The sequence below is a fragment of the Salmonella sp. 741265055_HSA genome (assembly GCF_046569525.1).
In the GTDB taxonomy this organism is placed as follows: domain Bacteria; phylum Pseudomonadota; class Gammaproteobacteria; order Enterobacterales; family Enterobacteriaceae; genus Salmonella; species Salmonella enterica.
Genome location: NZ_JBKFSQ010000030.1, coordinates 16,956 through 38,482, shown reverse-complemented (window position 1 = coordinate 38,482; position 21,527 = coordinate 16,956). Strand labels below are relative to the sequence as shown.

General features: G+C 54.4%; 19 protein-coding genes. 1 reads left to right on the top strand and 18 read right to left on the bottom strand.

Translation table 11 applies throughout. From position 1 onward, the window contains the following. Positions 1 to 25 precede the first annotated feature (25 nt). From cpsG to ACLD4K_RS16235, 15 genes are all read right to left on the bottom strand, one after another. Positions 26 to 1,396, bottom strand: a complete 1,371-nt coding sequence (gene cpsG / locus ACLD4K_RS16305; protein ID WP_411012153.1) for a colanic acid biosynthesis phosphomannomutase CpsG — start codon at positions 1,394 to 1,396, stop codon at positions 26 to 28. A gap of 110 nt (positions 1,397 to 1,506) precedes the next feature. Next, positions 1,507 to 2,949, bottom strand: coding sequence for a mannose-1-phosphate guanyltransferase (gene cpsB, locus ACLD4K_RS16300; protein ID WP_000605946.1), 1,443 nt, complete (start codon positions 2,947 to 2,949; stop codon positions 1,507 to 1,509). After that, positions 2,946 to 4,169 (bottom strand): colanic acid biosynthesis fucosyltransferase WcaI, encoded by a 1,224-nt coding sequence (wcaI, locus tag ACLD4K_RS16295; protein WP_000699648.1) that lies wholly within the window; start codon positions 4,167 to 4,169, stop codon positions 2,946 to 2,948. Before wcaI ends, cpsB begins: the two co-directional genes overlap by 4 nt. Beyond that, positions 4,166 to 4,639: a GDP-mannose mannosyl hydrolase gene (locus tag ACLD4K_RS16290; protein WP_411012152.1), complete on the bottom strand. Its 474-nt coding sequence runs from the start codon at positions 4,637 to 4,639 to the stop codon at positions 4,166 to 4,168. The genes wcaI and ACLD4K_RS16290 overlap by 4 nt, the downstream gene beginning before the upstream one ends. 2 nt (positions 4,640 to 4,641) lie before the next feature. Continuing rightward, positions 4,642 to 5,607: a GDP-L-fucose synthase family protein gene (locus ACLD4K_RS16285; RefSeq protein WP_411012151.1), complete on the bottom strand. Its 966-nt coding sequence runs from the start codon at positions 5,605 to 5,607 to the stop codon at positions 4,642 to 4,644. A gap of 2 nt (positions 5,608 to 5,609) precedes the next feature. After that, complete coding sequence (gene gmd, locus ACLD4K_RS16280) at positions 5,610 to 6,731, bottom strand: GDP-mannose 4,6-dehydratase (protein ID WP_080194362.1); 1,122 nt, start codon at positions 6,729 to 6,731, stop codon at positions 5,610 to 5,612. A gap of 23 nt (positions 6,732 to 6,754) precedes the next feature. Then, positions 6,755 to 7,309 (bottom strand): colanic acid biosynthesis acetyltransferase WcaF, encoded by a 555-nt coding sequence (wcaF, locus tag ACLD4K_RS16275; protein ID WP_001153603.1) that lies wholly within the window; start codon positions 7,307 to 7,309, stop codon positions 6,755 to 6,757. Between the two features lie 15 nt (positions 7,310 to 7,324). Beyond that, positions 7,325 to 8,071, bottom strand: coding sequence for a colanic acid biosynthesis glycosyltransferase WcaE (gene wcaE, locus ACLD4K_RS16270; protein ID WP_000480132.1), 747 nt, complete (start codon positions 8,069 to 8,071; stop codon positions 7,325 to 7,327). A 12-nt stretch (positions 8,072 to 8,083) separates the two neighbouring features. Then, a complete protein-coding gene (wcaD, locus tag ACLD4K_RS16265) occupies positions 8,084 to 9,298 on the bottom strand; it encodes a colanic acid polymerase WcaD (protein WP_000091392.1) in 1,215 nt (404 codons plus the stop codon). After that, entirely contained in the window at positions 9,273 to 10,490 is a 1,218-nt protein-coding gene (wcaC, locus tag ACLD4K_RS16260; RefSeq protein WP_023138392.1) for a colanic acid biosynthesis glycosyltransferase WcaC, read from the bottom strand. The genes wcaD and wcaC overlap by 26 nt, the downstream gene beginning before the upstream one ends. Then, complete coding sequence (wcaB, locus tag ACLD4K_RS16255) at positions 10,487 to 10,975, bottom strand: colanic acid biosynthesis acetyltransferase WcaB (RefSeq protein ID WP_000888724.1); 489 nt, start codon at positions 10,973 to 10,975, stop codon at positions 10,487 to 10,489. The genes wcaC and wcaB overlap by 4 nt, the downstream gene beginning before the upstream one ends. Positions 10,976 to 10,977: 2 nt before the next feature. Then, complete coding sequence (gene wcaA / locus ACLD4K_RS16250) at positions 10,978 to 11,820, bottom strand: colanic acid biosynthesis glycosyltransferase WcaA (protein ID WP_000205695.1); 843 nt, start codon at positions 11,818 to 11,820, stop codon at positions 10,978 to 10,980. An 86-nt stretch (positions 11,821 to 11,906) separates the two neighbouring features. Continuing rightward, positions 11,907 to 14,066 (bottom strand): tyrosine-protein kinase Wzc, encoded by a 2,160-nt coding sequence (wzc, locus tag ACLD4K_RS16245; protein ID WP_411012150.1) that lies wholly within the window; start codon positions 14,064 to 14,066, stop codon positions 11,907 to 11,909. Further along, positions 14,063 to 14,512, bottom strand: coding sequence for a low molecular weight protein-tyrosine-phosphatase Wzb (gene wzb, locus ACLD4K_RS16240; RefSeq protein ID WP_411012149.1), 450 nt, complete (start codon positions 14,510 to 14,512; stop codon positions 14,063 to 14,065). Before wzb ends, wzc begins: the two co-directional genes overlap by 4 nt. Positions 14,513 to 14,517: 5 nt before the next feature. Continuing rightward, a complete protein-coding gene (locus tag ACLD4K_RS16235) occupies positions 14,518 to 15,657 on the bottom strand; it encodes a polysaccharide export protein (protein WP_411012148.1) in 1,140 nt (379 codons plus the stop codon). A 674-nt stretch (positions 15,658 to 16,331) separates the two neighbouring features. Here ACLD4K_RS16235 and ACLD4K_RS16230 point away from each other — a divergent pair. After that, the gene (locus ACLD4K_RS16230; RefSeq protein ID WP_411010723.1) at positions 16,332 to 17,912 is read left to right on the top strand and encodes a TerC family protein; all 1,581 of its coding nucleotides are present in this window, start codon (positions 16,332 to 16,334) and stop codon (positions 17,910 to 17,912) included. A gap of 85 nt (positions 17,913 to 17,997) precedes the next feature. On the opposite strand, the gene asmA is transcribed toward ACLD4K_RS16230, so the two are convergent. The 3 genes from asmA to udk all read right to left on the bottom strand — a co-directional run bounded on the left by asmA (position 17,998) and on the right by udk (position 21,206). Further along, on the bottom strand, positions 17,998 to 19,854 hold the full coding sequence (gene asmA, locus ACLD4K_RS16225) for an outer membrane assembly protein AsmA (RefSeq protein ID WP_031567820.1): 1,857 nt from the start codon (positions 19,852 to 19,854) through the stop codon (positions 17,998 to 18,000). Between the two features lie 38 nt (positions 19,855 to 19,892). Next, positions 19,893 to 20,474 carry a dCTP deaminase gene (gene dcd, locus ACLD4K_RS16220; protein ID WP_001234783.1) on the bottom strand — a complete coding sequence of 194 codons (582 nt, stop codon included), beginning with the start codon at positions 20,472 to 20,474 and terminating at the stop codon, positions 19,893 to 19,895. A gap of 90 nt (positions 20,475 to 20,564) precedes the next feature. Continuing rightward, positions 20,565 to 21,206: a uridine kinase gene (gene udk, locus ACLD4K_RS16215; protein WP_000132082.1), complete on the bottom strand. Its 642-nt coding sequence runs from the start codon at positions 21,204 to 21,206 to the stop codon at positions 20,565 to 20,567. Positions 21,207 to 21,527: the final 321 nt, after the last annotated feature.

Sequence of the window (21,527 nt, the reverse complement as noted above, 5' to 3'; positions counted from 1 at the left end):
GCAGGCGGTAAGGGGAGATCTGACGTTACTGATTCAGCAGCGCCAGCAGAGTACGTGTTCGCGCTTCCATCAGCGGAATATCGCCGCGTGATTCCACATTCAGGCGCACCACCGGTTCGGTGTTCGACGAGCGCAGGTTGAAACGCCAGTTGGCGAACGACATGCTGAGACCGTCCGTGCGGTCCACTGCCTGCGCCTCTTCCGCGAAGTGCGCTTCCACCCGCGCAATGGCCTCCGCCGGCTCCGCCAGCCTGCTGTTGATTTCCCCGCTCGCCGGGAACGCCGCCATCCGGTCGCGGACCAGTTCACCCAGCGACTGCCCCTTCAGGCACACCAGCTCCGCCACCAGCAACCACGGGATCATCCCGCTGTCGCAGTAGGCAAAATCACGAAAATAGTGATGCGCGCTCATTTCCCCGCCATAAATGGCATCCTCCGTACGCATCCGCTCCTTGATAAAGGCGTGCCCGGTTTTTGACATCACCGGCGTCCCGCCCGCCGCCGTCACCACTGCCTCCGTGTTCCAGGTCAAGCGCGGGTCGTGGATAATCTTCGCCCCCGGGTGTTTTTCCAGAAACGCTTCCGCCAGCAGCCCGACGATGTAGTACCCCTCGATAAACTGCCCTTTCTCATCGAACAGGAAGCAGCGGTCGAAGTCGCCGTCAAAGGCGATGCCCATGTCCGCCCCGTGTTCAATAACGGCCTTGCGGGTGTCGTCGCGACACTCCGGCAGCAACGGGTTGGGAATGCCGTTCGGGAAGGTGCCGTCCGGGATGTTGTGGATTTTGATGAACTCCACCGGCGCGCCCAGCGCCTCCAGACGCGCTTCGATGGCGTCAATGACCGGCCCCGCCGCCCCGTTGCCGGAATTCACCACCAGCTTCAGCGGGGTGAGATTGTTAACACTGATATAGCCGAGCAGGTGGTCGATGTAGGCGTCGCGCAGGCTGATTTGTCTGTAGCTGCCGCGCGCGGCCTCGTTCACCGGCGGGAAATCGCCCGCTTCCGCCAGACGCTGAACGTCGCGCAGACCGGTGTCGCCGCTTATCGGGCGGGCGCCCTCGCGCACCAGCTTCATACCGTTGTAGTCCATCGGATTATGGCTGGCGGTCACTTCAATACCGCCGTCCACGCCGAGGTGGAAGGTGGCGAAGTAAATCTCTTCGGTGCCGGACATACCGATATCCAGCACGTCAACGCCCGCGTCCTGTAACCCTTTCGCCAGCGCCAGCTTCAGCGCCTCGCTGGTCAGGCGCACGTCGCCGCCCAGCACGATGGTTTTCGGTTTTAAATATTCGCCATAGGCGCGGCCAATCCGCCACGCGATATCTTCATTGAGCTCTTCGCCCAGCCTGCCGCGAATGTCGTAGGCCTTGAAACAGGTTAATTTTGTCATGTTCTTACCCTTCTTCAGGCAACAGTTAGCCCTGACCGTAAATGGCCAACATCGTTATTGTTGTTCATTGCCGGATGGCGCGTTGCGCTTACCGGGCATAATTGCAGGCGTCAGACCCGCCCGTAACGGTCCTCGAACCGCACCACGTCGTCCTCTTCGAGATACGAGCCGGAACGCACTTCAATTAAATCGAGCGGTATTTTTCCCGGATTTTCCAGGCAGTGGGTCGCCCCCAGCGGAATATAGATGGACTCGTTTTCACCGAGCAGCTTAACCTCGCCGTTGATGGTGACTCTGGCGGTCCCCGCCACCACCACCCAGTGCTCGGCGCGGTGATGGTGCATCTGTACCGACAGTCCTTCCCCCGGCTTGACAGTAATGCGCTTCACCTGATAGCGCTCGCCCGCGTCGATGGAGTCGTATTTGCCCCACGGACGGTAAACCTCGCGGTGCATGTGGTGCTCATGGCGTCCGTCGGCCTTGATCTTCTCTACCACCTTTTTCACGTCCTGCACCGCGTGGCGATCGGCAATCAGCACGGCGTCTTTGGTCTGCACCACCACCAGATCCTTCACACCGACGGTGGTCACCAGGCCGGATTCGGCGTAAACGTAGCTGTTTTCCGTTTTATGGCTGATGACGTCGCCGTGATGGACGTTTCCCTCCGGGGTGTGGGCGCTGATTTCCCACAGCGAGGACCACGAGCCGACATCGCTCCAGCCCGCGTCCATTGGCATCACCACCGCGTCCGCCGTCCGCTCCATCACCGCGTAGTCAATGGACTCTTCCGGACAGGCGAGGAAGGCCTCTTCATCCACGCGAATGAAGTCAAGATCCGGATCGACGCCGCGCATCGCCTGCTCACAGGCGGCCAGAATATCGGGGCGGAACTTTTTCAGCTCCTCCAGATAGCGTCCGGCGCGGAACAGAAACATGCCGCTGTTCCAGTAGTAATCGCCGCTGGCGACGTAGGCCTGAGCGGTTTCCAGCCCCGGCTTCTCAACGAACTGCGCCACCTCAAAAGCCACCGCATCCGTCGCGCCCGGCACGACATCACCACGCCGGATATAGCCATAGCCGGTTTCCGGCAGATCCGGCACGATACCGAAGGTCACCAGTTTGCCCGCGTCGGCATAGGGCATGGCGCCGCGCACTGCGTCGCGGAAGGCCTCTTCATTGGCGATCGCATGATCCGCCGCCAGTACCAGCATCAGCGGATCGCAGTCCGTATGCTGGCGCGTCGCCGCCAGCGCCGCCAGCGCAATCGCCGGCGCGGTATTGCGCCCGGCGGGCTCAAGAATAATGTTCTCCGTCAGCTTATTGAGCTGGCGGAGCTGTTCGGCAACGATAAAACGGTGCTGTTCGTTGCAGATAACCACCGGGCTTTCGCACTCCACGCCGTTCAGACGGCAAATGGTGGTTTGCAACATGGTGAGATCGCCTTTCAGGCACAGAAACTGTTTTGGATAAAGCACGCGAGAAAGCGGCCACAATCGGCTACCGGAGCCACCGGCCATCACAACCGGGTAAAGTTTTGTCTGACGCATTATCATCCCCGAATATCTGCAATAAATTGGCGTAGCACGTTCTCTTTATTGAGCGTGCGTTCGGCGTATTCACGTGCCGTCGTGTTGTTTTTCGGCATGGCGAGCGCCTGGCTAATCCCGTCGACCAGCGCGTCGGTCGACTCCGGTTCCACGCAAACGGCGATGCCCGGATAGCGCGCGCAAAGTTGCCCTAATTCGGTGTGCGGCTCAGCGGTAATCACCGCATTACCGCCGACCGCCAGAATGTTAGTCAGCTTGGAGGGCAGTACCGCATCCGCTGCGCCGCGCTTTTGCACCACCAGATGGCAGTCGCCCATTTTCAGCAGCGCGGGTAAGGCGTCGTAAGGCTGCAGCGGGAGGAATTTAATATTTGCCAGGCCGCGTTCGCGGGCCATGTTCTCCAGCCGCGCCTTGCCGCCCCCCTGGCCGACAATCGCAAAAATCAACGGTCGATCGCGTAATCGTTCCGCGGCGTCAATTACCTTTTCCAGCCCTTGCTTTTCGCCGATATTGCCGGAATAGAGCACAATTTTTTTGCCCTCTGGCAAGCCAAGCTGCTGACGCAAAGCCGTCACGTCAGCGTCATTAACGTCCTGAAAGCGCGCCACTTCCGACCAGTTCGGAAAAAAGAGGATTTTTTCCGCCGCGACGCCCTTTTCCCGCGCTTTATTCATCATGGAGCGAGAGATGGTCGAAACATTATCAACGTTACGCAGCGCGCTGCGTTCAAAGGCCGTCGCTAACCGTGCTACGCTGCCGCGCTTGCCTTTTCCCGCCATTCCTAAGCCGAGCATGGCGTCCACTTCGTAATCCTGAATATGCAGTACAGTACGCGCGCCGGAGAGTGTCGCCAGCAGGCGCATTCCCGGCGTACAAAAGAGCGTCGGTACAACGCCGATAATCCGATCCGGCTTCCAGCGACGCTGCGCCATCAGTGGGAAAAAACTGCTCAATGCAAAGCTCCCCAGATGAAGCAGTCGTTTTAGGGTGGAGGGCTGTTTCGGCACATACAGCGGGCAGCGCCAGACGGTAGCCTCGCCCTCTTCCCGGCGATAGCGCCATGCGGAATAGCGCTCGCCAACCTTCCACTGCGGGTAGTACGGCGGCGCGGTGATTACCCGCACCTCATGGCCTTCCCGCGCCATCCACGCCACCATTTCGCCGGTATATTTGCCAATACCGGTCAGTTCCGGCGAATAGTTAATGCCATAGACCAGGATCTTCATAGGCCCACCGCCGGCGCGTCAGGAAAGAAGTAGGCCCGACTGTTCTCATGAACATTGTCGCTTGCCAGAAGCTTTTCCGGCGACAGCCAGCGGTAACTGCCATGCTGGGCGTCAGGCAGGCGTAAATCGCTCTCCGCCACGCGCAGACGAAAGCCGAGCACGATGTAGTGAGTTGAAAAATCCTCACCGGAAAAGTTGTCGTCATAGAAGTGCTGCCAGACGCCATAAAACGTCCCTGCCACCAGCGGCAGACGCACGCCCAGTTCCGCCTGCGTCAGGCGTGCAAAGGCGGCCTCCAGCGTTTCGTCTTTGCACACCCGCCCCCCCGGCACAAACCAGTAGCCCTGCGCCGGACGGTTGAGTCGCTGGCCCAGTAAAATTTCCCCCTGGCCGTTTTCCACGATGAAATCGAGGGAGATGAGGGGCGTCGCCCGCACCACGGCGGCGAAATCTTCCTGACGTAAAAACATTGTCACCCCCGGAACCGTTGCTGATTCTCAAGGAACCACTGGTAAGTACCGGCAAGCCCTGCCTCCAGTGAAATTTCGTGATACCAGCCAAGCTGATGCAGGCGCGTGACGTCGAGCAATTTACGCGGCGTGCCGTCCGGCTTCGCGGCGTCGAACACCACCCGGCCCTGGTAACCCACCACCTTTGCGATAGTCTGCGCCAGTTCGCGGATAGTGCAGTCCACGCCAGTGCCGACGTTAATGTGCGACAGCATCGGGTCGGTGTTCTCCTGCCACACCTCGCGCGCCAGCTCCATCACGTGAATGCTGGCCGCCGCCATATCGTCAACGTGCAGAAATTCGCGCATCGGCGTGCCGCTGCCCCACACCACCACCTCCGGCGCGTGGCTCTGCGCAGCCTCATGAAAGCGGCGCAGCAGCGCCGGGATCACATGTGAATTGTCCGGATGGAAATTGTCATGCGGGCCGTACAGGTTGGTCGGCATTACCGAACGGTAGTCGCGGCCGTACTGCCGGTTGTAGGACTCGCACAGTTTAATCCCGGCGATCTTGGCGATGGCATACGGCTCGTTGGTCGGCTCCAGCGTCCCCTGCAGCAGCTCGCTTTCCGCCATCGGCTGCCTTGCCAGTTTCGGATAGATACAGGACGAACCGAGAAACAGCAGTTTGTTCACGTTGTGCAGGTGCGCGGCGTGAATAATGTTGCTCTCTATCATCATGTTTTCATAGATAAAATCCGCCGGATACGTGTTGTTGGCGACAATGCCGCCCACTTTCGCCGCCGCCAGATAAACCTGGTCGATACCCGCCCCGGTAAAGAACGCCTGTACCGCGCGCCCGTCGAGCAGATCCAGCTCATCGCGGGTGCGCAGCACCAGTTCCACGTCGCCGCGCTGCGCAAGCTGCCGTACAATGGCGGAACCCACCATCCCGCGATGGCCCGCCACAAAAATTCGTTGCTTGTTCATTCTCAGGACTCCAGCGCGATGGCCACCTCGTAACCGTGAGATTTCAGCAGTGAGTGTTTTTTCGCGGCCTCCAGATCGTTCGCCACCATCTCGGAGACCATCTCCGAGATGGTGATTTCCGGTTTCCAGCCCAGTTTCTCATGCGCTTTGGACGGGTCGCCCAGCAGGGTTTCCACTTCCGCCGGACGGAAATAACGCGGATCAACGGCCACAATCACATCCCCCGGTTTCACGCCCGGCGCATCGTGTCCGGTAACGGATACCACAATCCCTTTCTCATTAATGCCTTCGCCTTCAAAGCGCAGTTTTATCCCCAGTTGCGCCGCCGCCAGCTCCACAAACTGGCGTACGGAATACTGCACGCCGGTGGCAATCACAAAATCTTCCGGCTGCTCCTGCTGTAACATCATCCACTGCATCCGCACGTAATCTTTCGCATGGCCCCAGTCGCGCAGCGAGTCCATATTGCCGAGATACAGGCAGGACTCCAGTCCCTGGGCGATATTGGCGATGGCGCGGGTGATCTTACGGGTGACGAAGGTTTCGCCGCGACGCGGGGACTCATGGTTGAACAGAATGCCGTTACAGGCGTAAATACCGTAGGATTCACGGTAGTTGACGGTGATCCAGTAGGCGTACAGTTTCGCCACCGCATAGGGGGAACGCGGGTAGAACGGCGTGGTCTCTTTCTGCGGAATTTCCTGCACCAGCCCGTACAGTTCAGAGGTGGAGGCCTGGTAGAACCGCGTTTTCTTTTCAAGACCGAGGAAGCGGATCGCCTCCAGCAGGCGCAGCGTGCCCATCGCATCCACATCGGCGGTATATTCCGGCGACTCAAACGACACCGCCACATGGCTCATCGCGCCCAGATTGTAGACCTCATCCGGCTGCACTTCCTGTAAAATGCGGGTCAGGTTGGAGGCGTCGGTCAGGTCGCCATAATGCAGATGAAATTTCGGGTTGCAGCTGTGCGGATCCTGATAAATATGGTCCACGCGCTCGGTATTAAACGATGACGCGCGGCGCTTGATACCATGCACCTCATACCCTTTTTCCAGCAGAAATTCTGCCAGGTAAGACCCATCCTGTCCGGTTACGCCAGTAATGAGAGCGACTTTTGACATTTTCATTTCCTCAAATAGTCCCGTTAGGGAGTAACTTTCTGAACGCGCTGGCGCGTTACCACTGCGGGATTGCCCCGACAAATCGCATTTGCCGGTAATGATTTAAATACACTGCTGCGCGCGCCGACGACGGTGCCATGGCCTATCGTCACGCCGGGCGCGACAAAAACATCGGTCGCCAGCCAACATTTTTCGCCAATAACAATCGGCGCGGCGTTAATATCGAAATGGGCGCTGGTATAATCATGGCTACCGGTACACAAATAGCCTTTTTGTGAAATAACCGCATGTGCGCCAATATTAATTTCACCCAACGTATATAACACAGCGTCGTCGCCTACCCAGGCATAATCGCCGACGGTTAATTTCCACGGATAGGTAATTTTTACTGACGGTCGAATAACCACATTCTTTCCAATTTTGGCGCCAAACAGACGCAGCAAAAAGGCTCGCCAGCGATACAATATTTGCGGCGATCCGGCGAATAATGTCGCCTGTACCGCCCACCATAATTGTACCTTTAGCGCATTAGCGCCGCGGAACCCTTTCGGCACCGTAAAGCCGCTAAGATCCTGCATAATAACTCCCGGTGATTAGACTTTGTTATACCGCGCTTTTGTTTTACCCGTCGTTTTCAGACGTAATAAATAGGATAATTGCGCCCAAAATCCTGGCACACGTAATATTTTTCGCTGTACATTTTTTGCATCCTGACATAATTCCAGATTATTCGAGGTTGACACGCCGCCCATCGAAAATTCAGATACCAGTCCGTTAATTCGCCGAAAAGGATAGCCTGCTTTATAGAGACGGGCCGCCAGCGCATAATCTGAAGAGACATGATATTGCAGATCATAAGGATACTTTTTTAACGCTGCTGTCGGGAAAAATATCGCCTGATGGCTGGCTGGCAAACTATGGTAGATATAATACCCGGGTTTAGCCTTCCGGCGTATTTTATGCCCGCCGCCGAAATCCAGCAGCGCGTCGCCAATATACATCGCCTCGCCCTTTTGTCGCGCCAGTTGGCGGACAAACAGCGCGGCATCATCATGGAACGCATCACCGGAATTAAGAAACAGGGTATAGCGCCCCTGCGCCAGCGCAATGCCTTTGTTCATGGCATCATAAATACCGCGATCCTTTTCGCTGATAAAACGCAGGTTAAACTCACCGTGACGTTTTTGCAGAAATTCGCGCGTGCCGTCCTCCGAACCGCCGTCCACTACGATCCATTCAAATGACAGACCCGGATCGCGTGCCAGATTGCGCAGCGAGCGCCAGGTTTTTACCACCCCTTCGTAATTGCGAAAGGCGACGGTAACGACGCTTAAAAACATGCCACCACCCCGTTATGAAATTTTTAACGCCTTGCGCAAAATGAACGGACAGACGATTAAAAAAGCATATTCCGGGCTAAATATTGAACCGGTAAAAAACAGCGACACCGGCGTAAAAAGATAGAGCTGTACCCGAAAATTGCGATTATCGCCAAACGCATTTAGCGCCATTTTTAAAACTTTCCCCATATACCACAGCGTCATTAGCACTGCGAACCAGGAAAAATAAATAATCAGTAGATACAATCCATTGTCTATGGTTTTCCCGACATCCGCACCGTTAAAGATTCCGAATGATGCGACATATTCATAAAGTGAGCCAAATCTGACTACACCATCAATATGGGTCAAGGAATATCCGACCATGACTAACGGGCCCACAATACGATAATAAGAAGATGAGCCTTCCGTCCCTAAATCGCCAAGTCGTGTCGCGATATAAGGAAATGCAATAATTACCCCAACCAAAAACAGGGTTAATGAGACCAGCGCCAGTGGAAGTTTTTTCTTTATCGCATCCTTATTCAAATATTGGAACGCCCACTCCAGAAGGTAAAACAGGATAAAGGTCATTACCCCTGAAAATGATCCTGATAATATTATCCCTGCCAGAATCATAGCATCGCTTTTCGGTGTTTTGATACCAAACTGTTTGATGCTCAGCCAAATTGAGATTAGTGCCAAAGCGAAAAATGCCGGTTCAAAATAAAGTGCAGTGGTACGCTTACCGCCAAATTTTATGAAGTTCAGTACGTAGCTATTACTGTAAATGAGATATTTCGAAATTCCTTCCATAATACTGCTGCCGCCGGTAAGGATAATTTGCGCCATCTCAACCGCGGCGAGCGCGACCACTATACCCACCACCAGATAAAAAAAACGCAAAATCTTTCGGTGGTTATGCGCGGAAATGGTTTTGAATCGGATACTCCAGACCATCCCGATAATGACCACAATATAGACAAACAGCATCGTGGACGTGACATATTTACCGGCATTCAGCGACTGGCCGAACAGGAAGTTAAATGCCGTAAGCCCTGCGCCGATGCCTAAGGCGATCATCAATTTTTTTACACTAATGCGTTCCACAAATAACAGCAGCAACAGAGGTAAAAAAGTGACAATGGTAATGGGAAAACTTTCCCCCAGTTGGGCAATCTTGACATTGACCAGTAGGTAGATCAGCGGCAGCAGCAGGTAGCTACAGATTCTGATAGAACGAGACATACTCCTCCAGCATCTGTTGACCGCTGTACGCGACGCGGCTACGCATACGAAAGGCGTCCAGCGTTGCACCAAATACCGCCTGAGCAATCTCTGGCTTACGCCGCTGCGCCAGGCGCAGTACATCTGTAGCGGCAAAGGTCTGGCCGCCGGATTTCGCCAGCACCTCCTGCGCCGCCTCGCTGTGGGTAGCGAGCACCGGTACGCCGATCGAGAGCGCTTCACACAAGATCAGCGGATAGTTATCGACCCGCGAGCTAAAGACCAGCGCGTCCATCTCATTGAGCGCGCTCATTAATTTACGCTTATCGGTTTCAAAACCGTGATTAACAACGTTTTGGCCAGTAAAAGGCGAAAATTTACCAAAGGTATGCAGTTCAATTTTTTCGCCCAGCGCCATCATGTCGTGTACCAGACGCTGGTCAGTTTTGCCGTCATAACGCAAGTCATGCGCCACAATGGCAATTCGCGGTTTGCCCGGATTCAGCGGCACAGGTGATAGCTGCGCGAGAATCGCCTCGGTCGCCAGATCGATACCGTTGTTAATAATCTGGCAGCGCCCCGCGCCATAAACGCTGTTAAAGGCCTCGGCCACGTGCTGGCTCGGCGAAATAAACTGGCAGCCCAGCCGCAGCATGTCCCGAAAGCGCTGACGTTTGCCGTCAATAAGCTGGTGCGCCCGATCCACCCTGACCGGCGGATAATTGCTTAGGGTCGGGCATTTTTGGCAGCCGCTTTTCCAGCCCTCGCAACCGTCGGTGAAGGCGCAACGCCCGGTGACGCTCCAGTGATCGTGCAGCGTCCAGACCAGCGTGACGTCCGGTTTTTGCGCTTTGACTTTTTCGCAAAACGTCACGATGTCCGCCAGGTTTAGCCAGTAACTGTGGAGAACATGAAAATGCAGCACCAGCGGGCCGGATGTCTGGATAACCGTGCGGTAAAGATTGTCGAGATTGCCAAACAGATCGCGATTCAGGAAACGAAACAGCGCGATATTAGCGATTGCCGTGCCGCGCGGCGTCTGTTTTATCACCTGCGGATAACGGTGGTGGCTGACGCTTTTTTTTCCGCCTTTGCCATAACCATAGACAAAACGCGACGTCAGCCCTTTTTGCAGCGCCCGCAGATGGAGATCCAACGCCACTCCCGCCGCGCCGCCTTCCGCCAGCCGTACATTAAATTGCAGAATATTCATGTGCTGACCTTTACCCGTGCTTTTTCCCCCACCACCAGCGCATGGTCCGGAATACTGTCAAGCACCACGCTACCCGCGCCAATCGTGACGTGATTACCGATAGTAATATCGCCAAGCAGGATGACATTCGCTCCCAGCTCAACGCCGTGACCAATCACCGGACAAGCCAGGCTGTCCGCGCCGCGATTGCCAATGGTGACGCCGTGGCGAATGGTAAAATCGTCGCCGGCGACGACATGTTTGTTGATCACTACCGCGTAACCATGATGGATAGTGAACCGCCGACCAATGGTCGCGGCGGCCTGGATTTCATACCCGAACAGGCATTCCGTGATCACGCGATACAGCACCAGCACCGGCGCGGCCCACAGATTATTCAGCACATTCTTTTTGCGCCAGACGGAACAAAAATGAGCGATACGGTAGGCCAGCACCATGCAACAGGGGCGTAAGCTCCAGCTATTCGCGCGTAAGTCTTCCAGCATCGTTATCGCCCCCGCAGCCCGGCCGCCAGGCGTTTGCTGTTACGCACGGAGAGCAACGTCAGCAACGTGCGCCAGGTCATTCGCTTATTGCGAATTTGGTACAGCGTAAAAAGCTGGTATTTTTTGCTGGCGCGATCAAATTTATCTTTGTGCTTACGATAAAAATGGAAATAGCCGGAGAACTTTTTCGGCGAAGAGGTAATCTGCATCTCGCCGTGGTTGATATGTAAAATTTGCGTCGCCTCTTCGACTTTCCACGGTTCGCCATATTCCACCACCATGCGCAGAAAAATGTCGTAATCCTGCGCCGCCTTGAGTTCGGTATCGAACAAACACGCTTTAAAACGCCAGGCCCAGGTAAAAACCTGATTGCCAATAATATTGCGCTTGTAGAACAAACGGCGCGAATAAGGGGATTTCGGATACAGCGGCAGGCTGGCAGGCTGAGAGTAGACCTCGCCCTCGCACACATAGTCGTTGGCATACAAAAAGGCGTGCGTAGTCAACTGGTGTTTATGGGCCAGAAACACGCTCAGACGGTTTGGCGTCCATTCATCGTCATCATCAATACCGGTAATGTAGTGCCCTTGCGCCTGCATAATGGCCTGGTTGCGAACCGCGCAGGCGCCGGTATTCCTGGCGTTATGGGTATAACGGACGCGCGGGTCGTTCAGCTCCTCAACAAATTGTTGTAGCTGCTGATAAGATGAGGAGCAATCATCCACGATGATCATCTCCCAGTGACGGTAGTCCTGACGTAGTACTGATTTAATCGCCCGGATAGCCAACTGCTGCCTGTTCCAGGTTGGCATATAAATTGAGATCAGCGGATTGTCTGTTGTCATGCTTATTCCCCAGATAGTTTTGCCGCATGGCGCTACGCTTGTCCGGCCTACAGTCACAGGCCGCGCCATCCGGCACGCCTTATTTTTTATTTGGAATCTGACTGGTATTCATACTCGTAATAGCCATAATCCTGGTAGCCCGTCGCCCGGCGGAAAATGGAGTTGAGAATGACGCCTTTGACCTGAATGCCATTCTGGTCAAAACGGCTCAGACTGGTTTCCACCTCTTTTAAAGTGTTGACGGCATAACGCGCCACCATCAGCGTCGTCCCGACGTGACGACCCACAATCGCGGCGTCCGTCACGGCCAGAATCGGCGGCGTGTCGATTAATACCAGGTCGTAGCGGCTGCTTGCCCAGGCGATCAGCTCGCCGAAGCGCTCGCTCATCAGCAATTCCGATGGATTAGGCGGTACCTGACCGCGCGGAATAAGATCAAAATTAGCGATCGCCGTGGGTTTCGCGCAGGAGGCTATCTCGCCTTTGCCCGCCAGAATGTCAGATAAGCCGTCCACGTTATTGGTGCCGAGCAGTTCATGGGTGTAGCCCTTGCGCATATCGCAGTCGATCAGTAATACCCGTTTATGCGTCTGGCTGATGACGGCCGCCAGATTGGCGCAAACAAAGGTTTTGCCGATAGAGGGGCTGACGCCTGTGAGCATGAGTACATTATTTTGCGCCTGCATCATGGCGAAATGCAGGCTGGTGCGCAGGCTGCGAATCGCCTCAATCGCCAGATCGGTCGGATTGCCCACCGCCAGCAGTTGGCTCTGCTTGTAACGCTTAATTCCTTTAATGGTTTTGACGCTATCGCGCGCTTTTTGCCATTCCGACAGCGGAATACTGGCATAGACGCTGATCCCGTGCTCCTCCAGCGCCTGCGGGCTTTCGATACCGCGATTAAACAGCGAGCGCAGCAGCACGCCGACAATCGATAACATTAATCCCAGAATAATGCTGCCGAGAATAATCAACGCCTTTTTCGGCTTCAGCACGCCTGGCTGGGTAATCGCCGGGTCAACGATGCGCACGTCGCCAACGGTGCTGGCTTCGGTGATTTTCAGCTCCTGCTGTTTATTAAGCAGTTGCATATAGACCTGCTGGCCGGACTCCACATCACGGGTCAAACGCACAATCTCCTGCTGGGTTTTCGGCATCGCCGTCACCCGCCCGTTCAGTTTGGCTTTTTCATCTTCCAGCGCTTTACGTTTTTCCAGCAGGGTGCGGTAAGCCGGATGCGCTTTGGTAAAGAGCTTGGAAATTTCCGCCTCTTTAAACGTCAACTCATTCAACTGGGCGTCGATATTAACCATCGAATCGAGCACCGCCTTCGCCTCCAGCGGTAAATCCACCGAGTCTTTATCCTGGCGGAAAGCGTTTAGCTTGTTTTCCGCCACATCCAGACGGCTGCGGACTTCCGGCAGTTGTTTTGCCAGAAACGCCAGACTCTTCCCCGCCTCTTCAGATTTCCGCGCAATATCCTGTTGCAGATAGTTACGGGTAATACTGTTGAGAATGTCGCGGATTTGGTCGCGATCCTCTCCCGTGAACGTCAGACTCAGAACGCCGGTATCTTTGCCGGTTTCCGTTACGGTGAGGTTATTTTGCAGGTTATTAATCATGCCAGGCGTTGAGAATTTACTCACCGTAAATTCCGTATCAGGACGGGCGTCAATCGCCTCTACCTGCATCGTCACGCCGTCTTTATTAAGTGGCTGGCCCACAACGCCCTGCGCGCTAAATCCGCCGTCGCTAACCAACTGATAACGTTTGTCGCCCAGCACTTTGAGGGTGAAGATCTGTCCGCTCATCGTCTCTGGTCGGGTGAATGTCGTGACTTTCACCCTTTCATTGTGACGTCCCATCAGCCGCTCCCACCCGGCGCCGAACAGCGGAAAGGTGTTTTTGGTGACGGCAATATCCAGATCCAGATCGTCAACGGTCTTCCCCAGCACCAGACGCGATCGAATGAGCTGAATTTCCGCATCGGAAGCCGGCGGCTTATTCGCTAATGCGCTGTTGATATCCTGTACCAGCGAATTACCGGTGTTTTGTTCAATCTGCACCAGCGCATCGGCGCTATAGATGGGCGTGGCGAAGAGCGTATAAATTACCGCGCACAGCGCAAATATGGCCGTCGTCCCCAATACCCACCAACGCGCCTCAATCACCGTTCCGACCAGACGCCCGATATCGATTTCATCGCTACCCGTAACCGCCGCAGATTGTTTTACTTTTTCTGTCATGATTTTCCCTGCTCTGCATTCAGTGCCTGCGCCCACTGGCGGGCAGACCTTTCCAGTAATGTGTACACCGCCTCAAACGCATCGCGGCTTTTGCGATACGGGTCCGGTATTTCACGCTCGCTGTCCCAGTGACCAAACAGCATTACCTTGCCGCGCATTTCCGGCGCAATGTCGCACAGGGCGGCGATGTGACGTTTCTCCATCGTCAGAATCAGGTCATATTCCCGGCACAGACGCGCGGAAATTTGCCTTGCACAGTGATTTTCCAAAGACAGATCGTGGGCGCTCGCCACGCTCGCCGCCGCAGGATCGGCTCCTTTGCCGACCAGCGCGCCTAATCCGGCGGATGCAACCGTCAGCGAGGGATGAAAGCGCTTTAGCAAACGTTCCGCCGTCGGAGAACGGCAAACATTCCCCACACAGACCACTAAGATTTTGTTAAACATAACGATTACCAGGAATGAATGTCGCTGGCCGTATCCGTCATATAACGGACACCGCTAATGGTCGGCAGCAACTGATTGATCAGACGGTTCCAGCGAGCAACCGGCGCGGTCGTGACGTACACCACATCGTAAGGCTGAAGTCGGAATTCCGTCGCCATCACCAATGACGTGGCGTCAGACATATCAAGCTGGTAGATATTGGCGATCTTGCCGCCGCGTCCTCCCTCGCCTTTCAACGGACGAATCACAAAAATGCCGCTGGCGTTGGAGGTGGTCAGATCGATGCCTTCCGCATTGCCTAATGCTTCGGTGAGCGTCATGCCGCTGAAATCCATTTTGAGGGTGCTCTGTTTTTTCACTTCGCCCATGACAAAGACTTTCAGATCGTCATTGCGCGGCACATACAGAATGTCGCCAGGGTAGAGCAAGCGGTTCTGGCTAAGATCGCCATTTTGCATCAGCGCCTGTAGCGAAATGCGCTGTTCTTTGCCGTTGTGCGTCAACACGACGTTGCGCCAGTCCGCCATATCGGTCAGGCCGCCCGCAGCGTTAATCGCATCCAGGACTGTTAGCGGTACGTTAGTAATGGCCTGCTGACCGGATTTATTCACCTGCCCGGAGATGTACGCTTTTTGCGAGCGGAAAGCGGCGATATTGACATCCACCTGCGGGTCCGCGATGTACTTCGCTAAACGCCCGGTAATATCGCTGCGAATCTCTGACAAAGTTTTACCGACGACGCTAACCTTGCCAATGTAGGGATAAAACATGGTGCCGTCCGGCTGAACCCAGTTGCCGGTATCGCTTGAGCTGCGGTACTGGCCTGCTGGCGTGGTCAATTCCGGGTGATCCCAGACGGTGACATTCAGCACATCGCCAGGCCCGACACGATACTGATAGCTGGCGATCTCATGGTCCAGCGACATATTCGGTTGCGCGACATTGGGTCGCGGGCGTAATTGCTCAACCAGCCGTGGCGTCAGCGGATACACATTGACCATCCGGTCGAGATCAAAGTCAGCGTCTTGCTGTTTGATCACATCTTTCCCCATCGTAGACATATTGCTGCCCGGAAGTACTGTGCAACCACTTATCAAGCTGAGCGACGCCAATAATGGCATCAATTTCATTTTGGATTTCATCATTGATTATTTATCACTTTGGCAGAGTCATTATCCTGTGCAATTTAAATAGCGGCTTCGTCCGTGCACATTTACCTTGCAGTTAATGGCAGAGAAAATTAACTGGCATCATTCTGAAAAAAAATCAATTCATCCGCAGGCTATTGACAGAATAATAAAGGCTTATATTCAGGCTTTCAGGCACGCTACCGCCCCTGGCTTCTTAGCTACCAATACACTGATTATTCTAAATTTTCGCATTCCCCTCCGATTTCATCCTCGTTCAGATAAAAATCTTCAGCGAAATAAAGGTTACGTATTAATTGTTTTCTCGATGTCGTGACAGGATATTTAAGAGCGCTATCTTAATCCTGCAAGAATTGTTGCAGCTAACCTAATGACAGGCAAGGTAACAAACCCGCCATTCTATATTTTTAAGATTAATATTAAATGAATTAACAGATGATTTTAGGATTTTATTGATGTTGACAATATTTATTTACTCCACTCCACCTGCGATATTTCCTAAATATATTCTTGACATTATTTAGTTTCCGACAGAAACATTACGGCTATTTTAAAGTTATTTTATAGCCGCGTAACAAAGATAAATTGCTCTGCGGCATTGCATTTTTCCGCCGTATTATCCATGATCGAATTGTGACAATTGTCATATTACAGAAGGTATTGCTCTTACTATGGAATGGATTGCCGATCCGTCAATCTGGGCCGGACTGGTAACGTTAATCGTTATCGAACTTGTTCTCGGCATTGATAACCTGGTCTTTATTGCCATCCTCGCTGAAAAACTACCGCCGGGGCAGCGCGACCGCGCGCGCATTACCGGCCTGATACTGGCGATGATCATGCGCCTGCTGCTGCTGGCATCAATCTCGTGGCTGGTCACCTTGACTAAGCCGCTCTTTAGCGTACAGGCGTTAAGCTTCAGCGCCCGCGATCTGATTATGCTGTTCGGCGGCTTCTTCCTGCTCTTTAAAGCCACCATGGAGCTCAACGAACGGCTGGAAGGGAAAGATAGCGCCAACCCTACCCAGCGTAAGGGGGCGAAATTCTGGGCGGTGGTCGCGCAAATCGTGGTGCTGGACGCTATCTTTTCTCTCGACTCCGTGATTACCGCCGTGGGGATGGTCGATCACCTGGCGGTCATGATGGCGGCAGTGATAATCGCCATTAGCCTGATGTTGCTCGCCAGCAAGTCACTGACCCGATTTGTGAACAACCATCCCACCATTGTCATTTTGTGTCTTAGCTTCCTGCTAATGATCGGCTTTAGCCTGGTGGCGGAAGGGTTTGGTTTCCACATTCCGAAAGGGTATCTGTACGCGGCTATCGGCTTCTCGGTGATGATCGAGGCGCTCAACCAACTGGCTATTTTTAACCGCCGCCGTTTTCTTTCCGCTAACCATACGCTGCGCCAGCGCACAACGGAGGCCGTGATGCGGCTGATTAGCGGTAAAAAAGAGGATGCCGAACTGGATGCGGAAACCGCTGCGATGCTGGCAGACCATGACGACAGCCAGATTTTTAATCCGCAGGAGCGCAGGATGATCGAGCGGGTGCTGAATCTCAACCAGCGCACCGTAAGTAGCATCATGACGTCGCGTCACGATATCGAGCATATCGATCTCAACGCGCCAGAAGCGGAAATCCGCGCTCTGCTGGAGAAGAACCAGCATACGCGTCTGGTCGTGACGGGTGAAAATGAACAGGAAGATTTACTCGGCGTCGTCCACGTCATCGATCTGTTGCAACAATCGCTGCGCGGCGAACCGCTCAACCTGCGGGCGCTGATTCGCCAACCGCTGGTTTTCCCGGAAACATTGCCGCTGCTGCCTGCGCTGGAGCAGTTCCGTAACGCCAGAACCCATTTTGCCTTTGTCGTAGATGAGTTTGGCTCGGTTGAAGGCATTGTGACATTAAGTGATGTCATGGAGACTATCGCCGGTAATCTGCCGAATGAAGTCGAGGAAATTGACGCCCGCCACGATATTCAGAAGAACCCGGACGGTTCCTGGACAGCAAACGGCCATATGCCGCTGGAGGATTTGGTGCAGTATGTGCCGCTACCGCTGGATGAAAAACGGGAATACCATACGATTGCCGGATTATTGATGGAATATTTGCAGCGCATACCGCAAACCGGTGAAGAGGTTCAGGTGGGCGATTATTTGCTGAAAACATTGCAGGTAGAAAGCCATCGAGTGCAGAAAGTGCAGTTAATTCCGCTGCATAACGGCGAGCCAGACCAGGAGTTGTAACGCCTGCTCGCCTGCCCCGGCCTGCTTACCAGGCAGGCCGGAGGCGCGTTAGCCTCGCCATCCGGCTCTGCCCTTTGGCCAAAAACTAGAGCTTATTCAGCAGCTTCTTCACATCTTTACCGTTACGGGTATCTTTATTGCGATCCGCCCAGTCGTTGAGCCGACGCTTCGCCTCATCCTGTAAATGCTTGCGCAATAACTGATCCACTTGCAGGGTATAGTTCAGCTCCTGCCACTTGCCATAGACGCGCAGCGGCACCGGCGTCTCTTTCAGGAAGGTGATCAGGTTGCTATTGCCGTTCCAGCCGCCCAGCACACGCAGATTAAATTGCGTATCACAGCTCTGCTTAACCAGGTCCAGCGTTCCGCTGCCGGTTAACGCCAGCATAGAAGATTGCCCGACCATGTCGTCGAGCGTCAGCGTGCCCTTATTTAGCGTCAGATCGGTCGTGAAGCGATCCAGTCGGGTCGCGTTGTCCATATTTTCCTGCGACTGCTGCGCGTCGCCGCCGCTTCGCTCTACGGCCTGCTGCACCAGTTGCTGGAAATTCATTCCTTCGAGGCGCGTATTGCTCATGTCAACATGCGCTTTTCCTTTCCAGCTGTGGCGAAATGCCTCCGCGTCAATATCCGCCCCGGAGAAATCGCCAACCAGCGACATCTTACCGGTCAGGCTAATCGGATAATTGAAGGCTTTCAGGATAGTCCCAATCTCAACATGGTTGAGGCGAGGGTGGAATTCGATGCGTGGACTGGCGGTGCGGGCGTCCAGCGTGCCGGGCAGCGACATCTCTCCGTCGGCCAGTTTCCCCTGCAACTCGGTGATATCCAGCAATCCGGCCTGATTAGACATCTTCGTCGAAACCTGGGTAAAGTCCATTCCCCGCCAGCGAACTGAATCCGCCTGTAAAGCAATCTCCGCCGTAAAGCTTTGCAGCCCCTGATAAGGCGGCGCACCAACACGCGACGCGATAACTGGCCTGGTCAGGGGGAGCGTATTTTGCCCCTGCGACACCGCGCCGCCCGTCTGAGCCACGGTGCTATGATGCGGCAACAGGTTGTCCAGATTAAGCTTGCTGGACTGGAGGTCAATTTGCCATTCCGGCTGCTCCGCCAGCGTTACCTGAACATGCCCGGTCAGCGAACTGTCATTCGCCGTTAAATTTAAGTGGTTAAATGAAAGACGTTTTTGCGCCTCCTGCCACTGCGCCTGCAATTGTCCCTGCCCCTCAATTCCCTGCGCTGGTAGATCCGCGCCCTGCAATTGCCAGCGCAGTTGCTCAATACCCGCGGTTAAATTATGCGGATAATCGGAAGCATCCACCGTTCCGCTGAACGATAAAGCAAGATCCCGCTGATCGCGGTTCACGCGTCCCGAAAAATCAAACGTGCCGCGATGCTCGGCATCTTGTTCCATATTCAGACGAATATCGCGCACCGTGACCTGATCATCATTTTCATGCTGGAAAACCAGCACGCTGTCGGCAACGCGCAGGCTACGAATATCAAACGACCAGCCGCGATCTTCCGCTACGTCCGGCAAGGTATTATCTTTCGGCGCGACCGGCGCATCATCGCTGCGTACCGCTTCCGTTTGCGGCGTCAGTTGAATCACCCCGCCTTTCAGCATCACCTGCTTAACATGAAGCTGATGACTCAACAGCGGCCATAAAGCGACATCCAGGCGCATATTGTCAGCCCGCACCAGCGGTTCGCTGGCACCTCGCGCCGTTAGCGTCATTCGCCCGGAAAGGATACTGAGTTGCGGCCATACGTGCCAGCGCAGCGGCCCGTCCAGTTGCAACTGATATTCACTACGCGCGGCAACCTGCTGCACCATATAGGCGCGGAAATCATTCGGATTGACCAACAATACCAACGCAGAAAATCCGGCCACCAGCACGACCAGGAGAATCATCAGCGTCGTCAGAAATCGTCTCATGCTACCCTCAATGGACCGGCAGTATTGCGCCGAATGGCTCAGTCTTTATCAATCCTGCTGGCAACAGCGCCCTGCTGATCGCGATATTTGGCATCCTGACGGCGGTTATAAGGCCGCGCCGCCGGGCCGGACAGCGGCTCAAAGCTCAACGCGCCGATGAGCATACCCGGACGCAACGCCAGCGGCAGCTTCCCGGAGTTGTAAAACTCAAGCACAATGCAGCCCGACCAGCCAGGATCGATACGGTGCGCCGTCACATGCACCATCAGCCCCAGACGCGCCAGCGAGGAGCGACCATCCAGCCAGCCCACTAAATCCGGCGGCAGGGTAACGGATTCAAAGGTGACGGCCAGCGCCAACTCACCCGGATGCAGATAAAATGCCTCGCCGTCCGGCAAAACGATTTCATCGCTCATCACGCGATCCAGCGCCGCGCTGACCTCATCTTTCGGCCCGCTCAGATCGATAAACGCCGCCGTATGACCACGGAAGGTTCGAAATTTATTGCCAAGACGTACATCGACCGTCGCGCCGTTAATGCGCTCTACGGGAGGTCGCGGGGTGATAGACAAACGGCCTTCATCCAGCCAGGCTTCAATATCTCGGTCGCATAAACGCATGGCACTTTCTCCTTTCGCGCATCAAGCCCTTAAATCAAGCACATCAAGGGCTAACCAGGTTATCACTGAACGGTACACAATTCGCCAGATTTATTCAAAGAACTGGCTGATTTTCGCTTTCAGAATATCAATAGCGATGCGGTTTTTACCGCCGCGCGGCACGATAATATCCGCATATTGTTTGGAAGGCTCAATAAATTGCAGGAACATCGGACGCACCGTTTTCTGATATTGCGCCATCACCGAATCCATTGAGCGACCACGCTCGTTCACATCGCGTTTGATACGGCGCATCAAACAGATATCCAGCGGCGTATCGACAAAAATAGAGAAGTTCATCTCTTCACGCAAACGCGCGTCGGTCAGTAACAGAATACCTTCAAGAATAATCACTTTCTTCGGTTCTACGCGAACCGTTTCCTGCATACGGGTATGCTCAACATAACTGTATACCGGTAATTCAATCGCCGAACCGCGCTTGAGCGCCTGAAGATGCTGAAATAGCAGGCTGTGATCCATCGCATTCGGATGGTCATAGTTAGTTTTTACGCGTTCTTCCATCGACAGATGGCTTTGATCTTTGTAATAACTGTCTTCGGGAATAACGCCAATATGTTCGTCACCCACTTGTTCACGCAATTCGCGGTAAAGGGTACTGGCAATAAGACTCTTGCCGGAAGCCGATGCGCCAGCGATACCGATAATGACGCACTGATGAGACTGATCAGTCATAAATTTAGCGACCTGATTAACCTGGATGTAAGGAAGGGGGGCGCCGAAACGCCAAACGCGGCAATTATAGGGATTTCAGCAGCGCGATACCAGTCCGGCGCTATGCCACGGTGAATTTGTTGGCGGCGCATTCGACGTCGCGACGTAAAAGCGTTCAGTTTTAACGCGGGCAGCGGTTTTATCGACCCGTCTGGAGGAGGAATACGCCGGGAGCCACAATTTATATTCAGCCAGCGTATAAATCATTACGCGTTTATACTAGCATAATCACAGAGTAAACTGACGCGTCCGGTATTCCGCGACGTTACCGGCGATTCGGAT